This window comes from Streptomyces sp. NPDC050619, from assembly GCF_040654815.1.
Taxonomy (GTDB): domain Bacteria; phylum Actinomycetota; class Actinomycetes; order Streptomycetales; family Streptomycetaceae; genus Streptomyces.
In genome coordinates this window covers 1-14,029 of the sequence record NZ_JBFAIR010000087.1, presented here as the reverse complement: position 1 = coordinate 14,029, position 14,029 = coordinate 1, and the positions used below count along the sequence as shown (strand labels likewise).

Below are 14,029 nucleotides of genomic sequence, written 5' to 3'. Positions count from 1 at the left end.
CGCTCGGCTGGGAAACCCCAGCCGAGCGCCTGCATAAACTACTCACGGCCTGATCAAACCGACCACGTGTTGCGACGACCCCTAGAAACCGCCGACCGGGCCCGGCCCTTCGCCGACCAGCACGCGTCAGCAGCGGCGACGCGTCACAACAACCCGTCCCACATCTGCTCCAGCAGCACGGACCACCAGCTCTCCGGCGAACCCAGCGCGGCGGGATCGAGCGAGGCCAGTTGGCCCTGGAAGTCGACGGTCCAACGGCCCGCCTGCTCCTGGTTCAGCCCGAACCGCAGCCGCCACATCCGCCCGAGCAGCGCCAGGCACCGCTGGAACTCGGGCAGCCCCGTGTTCACGAACTGCGGCGGTACGGGCGCACCGCCCGGCCCGGCCTCCACGGGTACGGCGACGATGTTCGCCGTGCCGTACTGCACGCAGATCGCCTTGCCGAAGTCGCTGCCCATGACGAGGTACGAGCCCGCGTCCGCGGCCGGCTGCACCCCGCGCTCGGCCGCCAGCTCCGCGAGCGTCGGCACCGGCCGCCCCGGCTGGGCCTGCGCCCAGAAGAACGGCCCCATGTCCATCGGCAGCCCCGCCACCACCAGCGAATGCGCCACGACCGGCGGCACGCCCTGCCGGGACACCGCGGCCTGCTCGAACCGGAAGATCCCCGGCCCGAACGCCCCCGCCAGCTCCTGCGCCACAGCCTCCGGCGGAATCGGCGGCGCCGGCTGCACCTGCGGAAGCGGCGCGCGGATGGGCGCCGGACGGGCCGGCCCGTCGGCCACCTGGTGCAACTCGCCCTGGTGGGCCAGCAGTTGCCGCATGCCCTGCTGCCGGCTCGCGTGATCCGTGCCGTACGGCGCGATGCTCGCGATCCGCGCCTGCGGCCACTGTTCCCGGATCATCCGCGCGCAGTACGCACCCGGTAGCTCGCACGACTCCAACTCGGTGTGCAGCTCCAGTACTTGGTCCGGCGGCACGTTCATCGTCCGCAGCTCGTGGAAGATCTGCCACTCCGGGTGCGGCGTACCCGGCGCCGAACGCCGGATCAGCTGCTGCTCGGACCCGTCCTGCGCGCGGTACCGCAGTACGGCCTGATACCCCGGCCCGACCGTCGGCTGCCCCTGCGGCGGATAGCCGTACGACGCCTGCTGCCCGGGCACGGGCTGCGGAGGCGGCGGCATCGCGCCAGGCGGCATCCCACCGGGCGGAGGCATGGCACCCGGCGGCGGCATCGCGCCGGGCGGCATCGGTTGCGGTGCGCCCGGAGGCGCGGCGGGGGGACCGCTCGGAGCCATTCCTGGGGCGCCGGGGGCTTGTGGTGGCGGAGGTGCGCCGGGCGCGCCCACCGGGGGCGCGGACAGCACGGTCTCCGCGTGGTGCACGGCCCCACGCGCACCTCCGGACGAGCCGTGCGAGCCCGGGCCGCCAGGGGCGCCAGGGGTCCCAGGTGCACCCGGAGCGCCTGGAGCGCCTGGAGGCTGAGGTGCGCCGGGCGCGCCAGGCATGCCCGGAGGGCCCGGGGCGCCCGGATGCTGCGGCGCTCCTGGGGTGCCAGGCGCGCTCTGGCCGTTCGGAGCTCCCGGAGCGCCCGGCGCACCGGGCATACCCGGGGCGGCCGGAGGCCTCGGCACGCCACCACCAGGACCCACCCGCCCCGGGTCGGCAAGCATCGTGGCCGCATGGTGAACACCACCCGGGGGCGTACCGCCGGGCGTACCTGGACCACCGGAAGGAGGCGGCGTACCAGGCGGGTTCGGTGCGCCGGGAGGAGGCGGCGCGCCGGGAGGAGGCGGCGCGCCGGGAGCTTGCGGCGCGCCCGGTCCACGAGGAGTCCCCGGTCCGCCCGCGGGCCCCGGACCGTTGGGATCCAGCGCCGACACGAGTTGCGTCGGCACGTACCCGCCCGCCGACGCACCCGGCGCACCGGGCCCGGACGGTGCGGGCGTACCCGCCGGACGCGCACCCGGCGCTCCGGGGGCACTCGGCGGAGGCGGTGGGTTCGACCCGCCCCGCGCACGACGCGGCGGAGGCCCGGCCTTGCTCGTCGCGGCATCGGCGATGTCCCCGGCATTCGGCGCGAGCGGCCGAGCCGGAACACCGGAACCGGAGGCCGGAGCCTGCGGCGCCCCCGCACCACCGTCGAGCCCGTGCGGGTAGCCGTACGACGACGGACCCGGCGGAGGCGGCGAAGGAGGGCTTCCCGCCCCCACACCCGAAGGCGGCGTACCCGGCACCCCCGCACCCTGCGGATACCCATACGACGACCCACCCGGCGAAGGCGGCGGCAGCGGACTCCCCGCCGCAGGAACACCCGAGGACGGCGGCCCACCAGGAGCCCCCGAACCACCCGCACCCTGCGGATACCCATACGAATCCGCACCCGGCGCCGCCGGAGGCGCGGGCCTGTTGCCCTGTGCACCCGGTGCGTTCGCGTCATCGAGCGCCGGAGCGAGCGCCGTCGGTGGGAGCTGGCTGCCGCCCGACATCAGCGCTGTCTTGGCGTCCGGCGTCGCCTCGGGCGGCGGAGTCTCGTCGTCGGCGCCGCTGAGCGGCGGCGCGAACACGGTCGCGGGCAGCGGCACCGAACGGTCCTCACCGGCATCCGCGTTGGTGTCGGTCCCGGTCCACGGCGTCGCCCCAGCAGGCGCACCCGGCATTCCCGGCGCACCCGGAGCCGCAGACGCCGGCGCAGCACCCGACGCGCCCGGAGCCGAAGCAGCAGCCTCAGCCCCCGCACCCGGCCTCGCCCCCGCACCCCCAGACACCCCAGCCTGCGTCTCAGGAAGCGCCCTCTCACCTCCGGGCCCCCCGGCGGCAGCCGCCCCCGCTCCCCGCCGATCCGGAATCCCCAACTTGTCCGCCGCCTCCTGCAACCACTCCGGCGGACTCAACAAGAAGGACGTCTGATTCAGATCGACCCGGGCCGGAGCAGGCGCCGCCGCCGGCTCCTCGCCCCCAGCCGCACGGCCGTACTCCTCCTCGTACCGGCGAATCACCTCGCCCACCGGCAACGAAGGCCACAGCGTTGCCTCCCCGCTGTCCCGCGCGAGCACCAGCCGCTGCATGCCCCCGTCCGAACGCGGCCCGTCCGCACGGTCCTCGGCCCACACCACGAACCCGAGGTCGAACTCCCGCACCCGCACCTCACGGTGCTGGTACGACGGCACATCCCCGTTGATCCACTCTTCAGCGCGCTCCTGCGCCTGCGCGAACGTCACCATCGGCCAGCTCACTCCCCCACCGAAGACACAGAAGACGCCGAAGACGCCGAAGACGCCGAAGACGCCGAAGACGCCGAGGACACGGAAGACGCAGCGGACCCCGAAGACGCAGCGGACCCCGAACCGACCGGAACCGGACGCGCGAACCCCCCGTCCACCATCAGGTTCGCCACCGTCTCCAACTCCGGCGGATTACCCGCCAGTCGCGACAGGAACTGGTCGAAGTCCTCACCGCACGGCAGCAGCAGCCGCTCCACCCGCTCGGCCGGCGGCCACGACGGATCCACGTCCCGCGCGTCGTCGTACGCGCAGAACCACACCGAACCGGTCCGCTCGCCCTTCACCTTCACGGCCAGCAAACCGCCCTGTACGAACCCGACACTCAGGTAGTCCTTGGTCAGATGGTCACGCAGGCACTTGTTGACGTACACGAGGTCGTTGACCGCCGCCTCGTCCCGCACCGTGAAGAACGGCTGGTCGACCAGCAGGCCCAACTCCGCGTCCAGCGCCGCCCCCACCGGGGCGCTCCCGCCCGCCGCCTTCAGGAACGACCGGTAGGCGCCCGGCAGCCGGTACCCGAGGTCCTCCTCGACCCCCAGCACCTGCGACTCGGTCACCGCCACACCCGACTTCGGCAGCCCGAAGTGCGCGGGACGGGTCTCCTGAAGCGGCCGCGTTCCCCTCTTGTCGTGGTCCACGGCCGTCGTCGCGATGCCACCGTGGTGCCGCAGCAGCGCCTTCACCTCGACCGGAACCAACTCCAGCCGCCGGCCGCCCACCACGTGATGCCACGTCCAGCCGTGCGGCGTCGCCACCGCCGGCACCGTGTCCCACAACTCGTGCCCGCTCGCCGAAAGCGCCGCGTTCGCCGACACGTAGTCCGTCAGCCGCAACTCGTCTACCCCGAAGCCCTCCGGGGGCTCGGCGATCTCCGCGGCCGCACGCGCGTACGCGGAGAAGTCGGGGTAGCCGCGATCGTCAACCCGTACCCCTCTCGGGTGACGCGCCGCCCGGACCGGATCCGGGAAGTGCACGACCTGCCCGGCGTAGGCCGCGTTCGGCGGCGCGGCTTGCTGCCCGAGCCGACCTGTCGTCATGGCGGTTGCCCCCTGCGGCATTCTGTACGACCCCTAGTGACCAGCTCCGGCTCACTACGGCCCGTATTCGTCTGTCACGGCTGTCACGCTGTTATGTGTTACGCGCTGTCACACTGTTACGGCTGTCACGACGTGTCTTGACCTGTTCCGACTTGTCTTGACCTGTCTCCACGCGTCGACCGCTCCGATCCCATGGATCCCCACGGATCGCGGTGCCGACAGCCTATGCGGTACGACGAGACCGGTCACCGGGCACCGGTCAGCACCCCTCCGCTTCCGTGACCAGCCGTCACCCCGTCGTGACAGCCCGCCCAAACCCGGGCGTGTCGCACCGCCCCAGCTTCCCCACCTGCCACGCCATTTGGCACTCTGTGTCGTCCGGGGGAAGCTCGGGAGGGGATGACGATCATGAACGCGACGCAGACGGGACCGCACGCAGGACAGCGACCAGGCACGTCCGGCGACTCCCGGACCGGCGCCCGCACGGGAAGTCCCGGCGATCCCCGGAACGGCACGCACACCGACAGACGCTCCGGCGAACACACCGGCACATCCGGCGATCCACGCATCGGCTGGAGCAGCAGCGAAACCCCGCCCGCACCCACCCTGCGCCACCGTCGCGACGGCATACTCCCCACCGTCGCCGCCGCCCTCTCCGTCCGCGGCGCCACCCTCACCGGCACCGCCGCCCGCGGCGACCAGCCCCCCGCCCTGCACCCGCTCGTCCAGGACTTCCTCGACACCCTGCCCACCGCCCAGCGCGACCGCTTCACCGGCCGCTGCGCGGAAACCATGCTCATCTCCCGTCACATCGCCGCCGCCGACGCCGCCCGCAGCAAGCGCGCCGCCCGCAGACCGATGACCAACGGCGAGGCCCGCAAGACCCTCAAGCAGGCCAAACTCACCGCCCGCCGCATCCGCGAGGACGGCGACCCCCTCCACGGCAGCTTCGCCGCCCCCTGCCGCGCCTGCACAGCCCTCAGCGCCCACTTCGGCGTCCGCATCGTCGACTCCACGACGACAGACGGCTGACACCCCACCACAGAACAGACACGCCGCACGACAGAACAGATACGACGCACCACGCACCACGCACCACGCACCACAGCGCGAAACCGAACGAACGAAGGGCAGATGCACCCCGACCGCACCTCCACCACACGTTTCTCCGTACCCGTCGACGCCGCACTGCGCGCCGCCGGCTGGCAGCCCGGACGCTGGGACATAAAACAAGCCGAAATCTGGGCCGACGCACTCCGCGACCACACCTCACCCGCCGGGCACCGGCACGCCGTCTTCCCCGCCGCGGTCGAAGCCTGGGCCGAATTCGGCGGACTCCACATCGCACCCACCGGCCCCGGCCGCCAGATCGCCCCCACCACGCTCCATCTCGACCCGCTGCACGGCCTCCACCTGGCCCGCACCCTCGGCGACCTCGGCCGCGCCCTCGACACCGAGGTCTGCCCCCTCGGCGCCGAAACCGACAGCCAGGCGCTCCTCGCCATCGACACCGAAGGCCGCGTCTACGTCCTCGACCACACCGGCGACTGGTACATCGGCCCCGACCTGGACCGAGCCCTCACCGGACTCGTCTCCGGCATCGAACCGACCCGCCTGACAGCAGACTGAAACGCCACCTACGCACGCCACCTACGCACCTACGGCGCTACGACGCCGGAATCACCGCCGACACCCGAAAACCCCCCGCCTCCGTCGGCCCCGACACGAACACCCCGCCCAGCGCCACGACCCGCTCCTTCATCCCCACCAGACCGTTCCCGCCGGACGGCAACCGCGCCGACGACATCTCCTCCGGCGGCGGCCCGTTCTCCACCTGCATCGCGATCTCCGACTCCCGATGCGCGAGCCGCACACGGGTCTTCGCCCCCGCCGCGTGCTTGTGGACGTTCGTCAACGCCTCCTGCACCACCCGGAACGCCGTCTGCTCGACCTCCGCCGCATACGGCCGCGCCTCCCCCTCCACGGACAGATCGACGACCATCCCCGCGGCCGCCGACTGCCCCACCAACACATCCAAGTCCGACAGGCAGGGCCCGTCCGCGCCGTTCCCGTCATCGACCGCCCGGGAAGCCGCCACAGCCGCGGCCATCCCCACCGCCGCCAACGGCACACTCTCCCGCCGCACAGACCCGCCGTTCCCGCTGCGCAGCACCCCGAGCATCTCCCGCAGCTCGGTCAACGCCTGCCGCCCCATGTCCCCGACCAGCGCGGCGTTCTTCACGGCCTTCTCGGGATCCTTGCGAGCAACAGCCTGAAGCGCGGCGGCATGCACGACCATCAGACTCACCCGATGCGCGACGACGTCGTGCATCTCACGCGCGATACGGGTCCGCTCCTCGTTCCGCGCCCACTCGGCCCGCTCCTCGGCCCGCTCCGCGAGCAGCTGGAGCTCCCGCTCCAGACTGTCCGCCCGCTCCCGCAAGCTCTCCATCAGCCGCCGCCGAGCGCCCACATACAGGCCCAGCAGCAAGGGCGGCGCGGTCAGCCCCAAGGACGTCGCGATCGAAGCGAAGGGGACGAACCAGTCCCCCAGCGTCAGATCCCCCCGCGCCATGTCCTGCCGCACCCGCACGAACGTCACGATCAACGTCCCCACGAGCTGCATCCCCGCCAGCGAACCGATGATCCGCCGCGGCAGCTCGGACGCGGCCAGCGTGTACAGGCCGACGATGCCCATCAGGAAGCCCATCTGGGCGGGCGTGATCGCGATCGACACCAGTACGACGGCGATCGGCCACCGGCGCCGCAACACCAGCACCGAACCGGCCAACAGCCCGAACACCACCCCCGCCGCCGACGGAATCCCCGCGTCACGCGCGAACGGGATCCCCTCTCCCGCACACTCCACCGCGGACACCACCGCCAGACTCACGTCCAGCACCGCGCTACGCCACCTCGCCCACCACCACGGGCCTCCCCAGGCCGTCATGTGGTCTTCCCCCGTCGTGGTCATGCCTCCAGCCTACGGGCGCCGGGCGGCCGTTTTCCGGTGAGTTTCCGCGACTGGCCTACACCACACTCCGTGACCGAACGGCGACGATACGGCCCGAAATCCCTCGAACTGCTGAATCGCTCACCGTTCGACCCTGGAAGATCGGATTCCGCCTGGACGGTATGCGTATGGCACATTCACTTGGCAAGTACGCGGACTTCGAGGGGTTGCGGGAGCGGGCGGTCGCGTTGCGGCGCGAGGGCTACAGCCTTCGGCAGATCCGCGACGAGCTGAAGATCTTCAACAACGACATCCTCAACCAGCTGGTGAAGGGGGAGCCGCCCCCGGAGTGGACGAAGCGGCCGAACGCGAAGGACGAACTGCGGGAGAGGGCGCGGGAGCTGCGGCTTCAGGGCTGGACCTACGACCAGATCGAGGCGGAGCTGGGCTGCTCCAGGAGCTCGGTCTCACTATGGGTTCGGGATCTACCGAAGCCGGAGCCGCGCTACACGCCGGAGGAACATCGAGAGCTCATGCAGGCTGGGCTGGCACGCCTGCGCAACGCGCAGGACGAGGAACGCAAGCGGGTCAAGCAGAGCGCCGCTCAGGAGATCGGCGAACTCGCCGACCGAGACCTGTTCATGGCCGGCATCGCGCTCTACTGGGCCGAGGGACAGAAGAGCAAGCCGTACCAGCGCCGCGAAGTGGTCAACTTCGTTAACAGCGACCCCGCAGTGATCCAGGTCTTCCTCGCCTGGCTCGACTTGCTGGGTGTGGCCCATGAACGCCTCGGGTTCCGCGTCATGATCCACGAGAGCGCAGACGTAGTCGGCGCCGAGCAGTACTGGGCCGACCTCGTCGACATCGACGTATCCGCTCTGCAACGGACAACGCTCAAGAAGCACAACCCCAAGACAGTTCGCAAGAACATCGGCGACAGCTATCGTGGCTGCCTCGTCGTCCGTGTCCGGCAGGGAGCCGAGCCGTACTGCCGCATCGAGGGCTGGTGGAACGCACTAGCTGCTGGCGCCGCTATGCGACTCCGGTAAAGTCTGAGGCGCTGTCCCCCGTGGTGTAACTGGCAGCACACTAGATTTTGGATCTAGTAGGACAAGGTTCGAATCCTTGCGGGGGAGCCACACAACACAAGACCCCGGTTCGGGCCCTGACAGCACAGTCAGGACCCACACCCATAACCCTCACGAAACCCCCCGGTATCCTGCGGATGTCCACCCCCACCGCATCCAAAGCCGAAGGGCAACCCCGTGAGCGCCATTCGCCCGGCAGCCGTCGTCGTTCTCGCAGCGGGTGAGGGCACCCGTATGAAGTCGGCCACACCCAAGGTCCTGCACGAGATCTGTGGCCGTTCCCTGGTGGGCCATGTGCTCGCCGCCTCGCGTGAGTTGCGGCCCGAGAACCTGGTCGTGGTCGTGGGTCACGCCCGTGAGCAGGTCATCGCGCATCTCGCCGAGACCGACGCCGAGGTCCGGACGGCGGTGCAGGCGCAGCAGAACGGCACCGGGCATGCCGTACGGATGGCGCTGGAGGAGCTCGGCGGGTCCGTCGAGGGGACCGTGGTCGTCGTATGCGGGGACACTCCCCTGCTCACCGGTGAGACCCTCGAGGCCCTCGCCGCCACCCACTCCGCCGACGGCAACGCGGTCACCGTGCTCACCGCCGAGGTGCCGGACGCCACCGGGTACGGCCGTATCGTGCGCGACGGTGCCTCCGGGGCCGTCACCGCGATCGTCGAGCACAAGGACGCCTCCGATTCGCAGCGGGCCATCCGTGAGATCAACTCGGGGGTGTTCGCCTTCGACGGGCAACTCCTCGGCGATGCGCTCGGGAAGGTCCGTACGGACAACAGTCAGGGTGAGGAGTACCTGACCGACGTCCTCGGGATTCTGCGCGAGGCCGGTCATCGGGTGGGGGCCTCCGTGGCCGTCGATCACCGTGAGATCGCGGGGATCAACAATCGGGTGCAGCTCTCCGAGGCGCGCCGGATTCTCAATGACCGGCTGCTGACGCGGGCCATGCTGTCCGGCGTCACGGTCATCGATCCCGCCACCACGTGGGTCGATGTCACCGTCACGTTCGAGCAGGACGCCACGGTCCACCCGGGAACCCAGCTGCACGGTTCCACGCACCTCGGTGAGGGCGCGGAGGTGGGCCCCAACAGTCGCCTCACCGACACCCGCGTCGGCGCCGGCGCTCGCGTCGACAACACCGTCGCCGACGGGGCCGATGTCGGTCCGCAGGCGAGTGTCGGGCCGTTCGCCTATCTGCGGCCCGGTACGCGGCTCGGCCTCAGGTCCAAGGTGGGGACGTACGTGGAGACCAAGAACGCCGCCATCGGGGAGGGGACGAAGGTTCCGCATCTCTCCTATGTCGGTGATGCCACCATCGGCGAGTACACGAACATCGGTGCCGCCAGTGTGTTCGTGAACTACGACGGGCAGGACAAGCACCACACGACGGTCGGCTCCCACTGTCGTACTGGTTCGGACAACATGTTTGTGGCTCCTGTCACGGTCGGGGACGGCGCGTACACCGCGGCCGGCTCGGTCATCACGAAGGACGTGCCGCCCGGTTCGCTGGCCGTGGCCCGCGGTCAGCAGCGGAATATCGAGGGCTGGGTGGCTCGTAAGCGTCCCGGGAGCGCGGCGGCGAAGGCGGCCGAGGCGGCCTCCCGTCAGGGCGAGGGCGAAGGCTGACCGGAAACGGGTGCGCCTGGGACGGCGTACCGTGATAAGTGCCCACCCGCACCCCCCCCCAGCTCTGGGACGGCCGCTCGCGACCAGCCGAGTCGCCGTCTCGACACCCCAGCTGAGACACCTCCGAGGAGACAGTGCTGTGACCGGGATCAAGACGACCGGCAAGAAGAAGATGATGTTCTTCTCCGGCCGCGCCCACCCCGAGCTTGCCGAGGAGGTCGCCCATCAGTTGGGTGTCGGGGTCGTCCCGACGAAGGCCTTCGACTTTGCCAACGGTGAGATCTACGTCAGGTATCAGGAGTCGGCCCGCGGTGCGGACTGCTTTCTGATCCAGAGCCACACGGCTCCCATCAACAAGTGGATCATGGAGCAGTTGATCATGATCGACGCGCTGAAGCGTGCGTCGGCCCGCTCCATCACCGTCATCGTGCCGTTCTACGGTTACGCCCGTCAGGACAAGAAGCACCGCGGACGTGAACCGATTTCGGCGCGTCTGATCGCGGACATGATGAAGACCGCGGGTGCGGACCGGATCCTGACGGTCGACCTGCACACGGACCAGATCCAGGGCTTCTTCGACGGGCCTGTGGATCATCTCTTCGCCCTTCCCCTGCTCGCGGACTACGTGGGCACGAAGGTCGACAAGGACAAGCTGACGGTCGTGTCTCCGGACGCGGGCCGGGTGCGGGTCGCCGACCGCTGGTGCGACCGGCTCGGCGCGCCCCTCGCGATCGTGCACAAGCGGCGCGACAAGGACGTGGCGAACCAGGTGACCGTCCACGAGGTCGTGGGTGAGGTCAAGGGCCGGGTCTGCGTCCTCGTCGACGACATGATCGACACGGGTGGCACGATCTGCGCCGCCGCGGACGCCCTGTTCGCGCACGGCGCCGAGGACGTCATCGTGACCGCGACGCACGGTGTGCTGTCCGGCCCCGCGGCGGACCGGCTGAAGAACTCCCGGGTGAGCGAGTTCATCTTCACGGACACGCTGCCGACGCCGGGTGAACTGGGCGCCGACCTGGACAAGATCACGGTGCTGTCGATCGCGCCGACGATCGCGAGCGCGGTGCGTGAGGTCTTCGAGGACGGTTCGGTAACGAGCCTGTTCGACGAGCACTGACGAGCACGGACGAGCACGGACGTAGATCCTTTTGGGTACGGCCTCCCCAGCCGAGTAGACTGCACAAGTTGCTCGGCGAGGGAGGCCGTACCTGTTCGCGCAGGTGTCGGCGCTCCGTTATCGACGCGCTCTTCGTAGCAGGCCGTTCGTGGCCGGGTGACCAGTCCGTTTCTCACCATACGAGGAGTGAAGAGCATGGCCGAGATCAAGCTTGCCGCAGAGACCCGCACCGAGTTCGGCAAGGGCGCCGCGCGCCGCATCCGCCGTGAGAGCAAGGTTCCCGGCGTCGTCTACGGCCACGGTGGCGAACCCATCCACATCACCCTGCCGGGCCACGAGCTGCTGCTGGCCCTGCGCACCCCGAACGTCCTGCTCGCCCTGGACATCGAGGGCAAGACCCAGCTGGCCATCCCGAAGGCCGTGCAGCGTGACGCGATCAAGGGCTTCCTGGAGCACGTCGACCTGCTGCTGGTCCGCAGCGGCGAGAAGGTCAACGTCGAGATCTACGTCCACACCGAGGGCGAGCTGGCGCCGGGCGCCTACCTCGTGGAGCACGTCATGAACGCGCTTCCGGTCGAGGCCGAGGCCACCCACATCCCGGAGTCGGTCACCGTCTCCATCCAGGGCCTGGAGGCCGGCGACTCCATCCTCGCCAAGGACGTTCCGCTCCCGGCCGGCACCATCCTGGCGGTCGACGAGGACGCGGTCGTCCTTCAGGTCCTGTCCGCGCAGGCGGAAGAGGCCGCCGGTGAGGCCGAGGGCGAGGGCGGCGAGGCCGCCGAGGCCTGATCCGCACCGTCATCGTTTCGTCAGCCGCTGTTCCCGCCGGGAGCGGCGGCTGGCGCGTATCAAGGAGACACGCACGTGACGACCGATGCCACCACGCCCTGGCTGATCGCGGGGCTGGGCAATCCGGGGCCCGAGTACGCGGCCAACCGGCACAACGTCGGCTTCATGGTCGCCGATCTGCTCGCGGAGCGGATGGGGGGCAGGTTCAAGCGGGCCGGCAAGGCGCAGGCGCAGGTCGTCGAGGGGCGGATCGGGCCGCCGGGGCCGGGGAACCGGCGGGTGATCCTGGTGAAGCCGATGTCGTACATGAATCTGTCGGGCGGGCCGGTGAACGCGCTCAAGGACTTCTACAAGGTGCCCGTGTCGAACATCGTCGCCGTGCACGACGAGCTGGACATCGACTACGGCACCCTGCGGCTGAAGCTCGGCGGCGGGGACAACGGGCACAACGGGCTGAAGTCGATGACGAAGGTGATGGGCGCGGAGTATCACCGGGTGCGGTTCGGGATCGGGCGGCCTCCGGGGCGTATGCCGGTCGCGGACTTCGTGCTGAAGGACTTCTCGGCAGCGGAGCGCAAGGAGCTGGACTACTTCGTGGACCGGGCGGCGGACGCGGTGGAGGCCCTTGTCATCGAGGGGCTGGAGCGGGCGCAAAGCACGTACAACTCGTGACTTGTCGCCCGGCCAGGTTGACCGACCGCAGCACCATGGCCAATGATCCCGGCCATGCCAGCCACAGCCACCCCCTCGCGCCAGGCCTCCGTCACCGCGCTGCGGTTCGGGCGGATCGCGGCGATGGGTACGGTCGCGGCGCTGATCCTGATCGCCGGTGTGTGGGGGTCCTGGGGCAGTGCTCAGTACGTGATGCTCACCAAGGGGCGGGAGCGGGGCGCGGTCGAGGTGACGCGGTGCGGTGCGGACAGCTGTACGGGGCCGTACACGCCCGTGTCGGTGGGGTCGAGGGCTCGTGAGAGCGTCGTCATCGAGAACACGGTGGCCGTGCGGAAGGGGCAGACGTACAGCGTCGTGGTGAAGCCCGGCACCGACACCGTCATCCGTTCCGGTCCCGCGGGGATGCTCTACGCCTGGGTGCCGATGGGCGGGGCGCTGCTGCTCGCGTCGGTGGTGGTGGCCGGTGGGTTGCGGCGGACGCGGGTGGCGTGGGTGATGGCGGGGTCGGGGGTCGCGCTGCTCACCGCCGCTTTCGTGGTGGTCTGAGAGGACTTGGCTGTCCGATTTTCCAAGTTGGTTTCATTCGTGCCCATTTCGTGATTGACCGGCGGTGAGTTAGGGCTGGATGCTGAGCCGCCCCCTCCACATCTTCCCTTTCACATCTCGAAGATGGACTCCTGCCTCATGCGTACCCTCAGCCGCGCCGGCGTACTGTCCGCCGTCGCCACGGCCGCGTTCCTGATCACGCCGGCCGCCCACGCAGTAACCCCTGGCGACAACGGCACCGTGAAGATCCACGACGCCACCACCGGCGAGGAGCTCCGCAAGAACGAGCCCCACGTCTGCACCTTCTACCTCGACGCCTTCGGCTTCGACGCCGTCCAGCAGGTCGACTGGCACATCGAGGCCTGGGCCCCGACGGCCGAGGTCAAGGGCGAGACCGTGAAGACCGGTGCCATCGCACTGGACGCCGACGGTCACGGCCGGACGGAGGACCTGTCGCTGCCCGACGGCCACTACAAGCTGTTCTGGAACTTCGAGGGCGAGAACGGCGCCGCCAAGCACAAGGTGTTCTGGACGGACTGCGAGGACGACGGCTCCACCGCGACACCGACCACGTCCGCCTCCGCCTCCCCGTCCACCTCCCCCTCCGCCTCCGCCTCCGCTTCCGCTTCCGCCTCCGGGTCGGCCACGCCGGGCGGCTCATCCACCGCCGACCCGGCCGCGAGCACCTCGCCCGCCTCGGGGGCCCCTGCGCAGGGCGGCGACGGCGACCTCGCCGAGACCGGCAACGGTGCCCCGGTTGGCCTGCTGACGGGCGGCGCCGCGGCGCTGGTCGCGGCGGGCGGCTACCTGGTGGTCCGCCGCCGCCGGGCCTGACCCGGATCTGCCACATCGGAAAGGGCGGTGGGCCCCCGGGGTAAGGAGCGCGGGGGGTCCCCCCCATGTGAATGTGGGGGGCG

At 70.5% G+C, this 14,029-nt stretch carries 12 protein-coding genes and 1 tRNA gene; 10 read left to right on the top strand and 3 right to left on the bottom strand.

Annotated features, from left to right (window positions below; genetic code table 11):
* Window positions 1-143: 143 nt before the first annotated feature.
* Entirely contained in the window at window positions 144-3,221 is a 3,078-nt protein-coding gene (locus AB0I77_RS52765; protein ID WP_363290198.1) for an SUKH-4 family immunity protein, read from the bottom strand.
* A gap of 8 nt (window positions 3,222-3,229) precedes the next feature.
* Entirely contained in the window at window positions 3,230-4,318 is a 1,089-nt protein-coding gene (locus AB0I77_RS52760) for an SMI1/KNR4 family protein (RefSeq protein ID WP_363290197.1), read from the bottom strand.
* A gap of 399 nt (window positions 4,319-4,717) precedes the next feature.
* Here AB0I77_RS52760 and AB0I77_RS52755 point away from each other — a divergent pair, with 399 nt between their 5' ends.
* Together AB0I77_RS52755 and AB0I77_RS52750 are read left to right on the top strand one after the other, a co-directional pair.
* A complete protein-coding gene (locus tag AB0I77_RS52755; protein WP_363290196.1) occupies window positions 4,718-5,350 on the top strand; it encodes a YwqJ-related putative deaminase in 633 nt (210 codons plus the stop codon).
* 102 nt (window positions 5,351-5,452) lie between these two features.
* Complete coding sequence (locus AB0I77_RS52750) at window positions 5,453-5,947, top strand: SUKH-3 domain-containing protein (protein WP_363290195.1); 495 nt, start codon at window positions 5,453-5,455, stop codon at window positions 5,945-5,947.
* Window positions 5,948-5,984: 37 nt separating this feature from the next.
* Here AB0I77_RS52750 and AB0I77_RS52745 read toward each other — a convergent pair whose 3' ends face one another.
* Window positions 5,985-7,292: a histidine kinase gene (locus tag AB0I77_RS52745; RefSeq protein WP_363290194.1), complete on the bottom strand. Its 1,308-nt coding sequence runs from the start codon at window positions 7,290-7,292 to the stop codon at window positions 5,985-5,987.
* Between the two features lie 167 nt (window positions 7,293-7,459).
* Between AB0I77_RS52745 and AB0I77_RS52740 the strand changes: the two genes are divergently transcribed.
* The 8 genes from AB0I77_RS52740 to AB0I77_RS52705 all read left to right on the top strand — a co-directional run bounded on the left by AB0I77_RS52740 (window position 7,460) and on the right by AB0I77_RS52705 (window position 13,946).
* Window positions 7,460-8,320 (top strand): hypothetical protein, encoded by an 861-nt coding sequence (locus AB0I77_RS52740; protein WP_363290193.1) that lies wholly within the window; start codon window positions 7,460-7,462, stop codon window positions 8,318-8,320.
* Window positions 8,321-8,334: 14 nt separating this feature from the next.
* Window positions 8,335-8,410 (top strand) — tRNA-Gln (locus tag AB0I77_RS52735).
* A 126-nt stretch (window positions 8,411-8,536) separates the two neighbouring features.
* Window positions 8,537-9,985, top strand: a complete 1,449-nt coding sequence (gene glmU, locus AB0I77_RS52730; protein ID WP_363290192.1) for a bifunctional UDP-N-acetylglucosamine diphosphorylase/glucosamine-1-phosphate N-acetyltransferase GlmU — start codon at window positions 8,537-8,539, stop codon at window positions 9,983-9,985.
* Window positions 9,986-10,124: 139 nt separating this feature from the next.
* Entirely contained in the window at window positions 10,125-11,105 is a 981-nt protein-coding gene (locus tag AB0I77_RS52725) for a ribose-phosphate diphosphokinase (RefSeq protein ID WP_363290191.1), read from the top strand.
* A 195-nt stretch (window positions 11,106-11,300) separates the two neighbouring features.
* On the top strand, window positions 11,301-11,894 hold the full coding sequence (locus AB0I77_RS52720; protein ID WP_363290190.1) for a 50S ribosomal protein L25/general stress protein Ctc: 594 nt from the start codon (window positions 11,301-11,303) through the stop codon (window positions 11,892-11,894).
* A gap of 75 nt (window positions 11,895-11,969) precedes the next feature.
* Entirely contained in the window at window positions 11,970-12,566 is a 597-nt protein-coding gene (pth, locus tag AB0I77_RS52715) for an aminoacyl-tRNA hydrolase (protein ID WP_363290189.1), read from the top strand.
* 42 nt (window positions 12,567-12,608) lie between these two features.
* Window positions 12,609-13,112, top strand: coding sequence for a hypothetical protein (locus AB0I77_RS52710; protein WP_363290188.1), 504 nt, complete (start codon window positions 12,609-12,611; stop codon window positions 13,110-13,112).
* Window positions 13,113-13,250: 138 nt separating this feature from the next.
* A complete protein-coding gene (locus tag AB0I77_RS52705) occupies window positions 13,251-13,946 on the top strand; it encodes an LPXTG cell wall anchor domain-containing protein (protein WP_363290187.1) in 696 nt (231 codons plus the stop codon).
* Window positions 13,947-14,029: the final 83 nt, after the last annotated feature.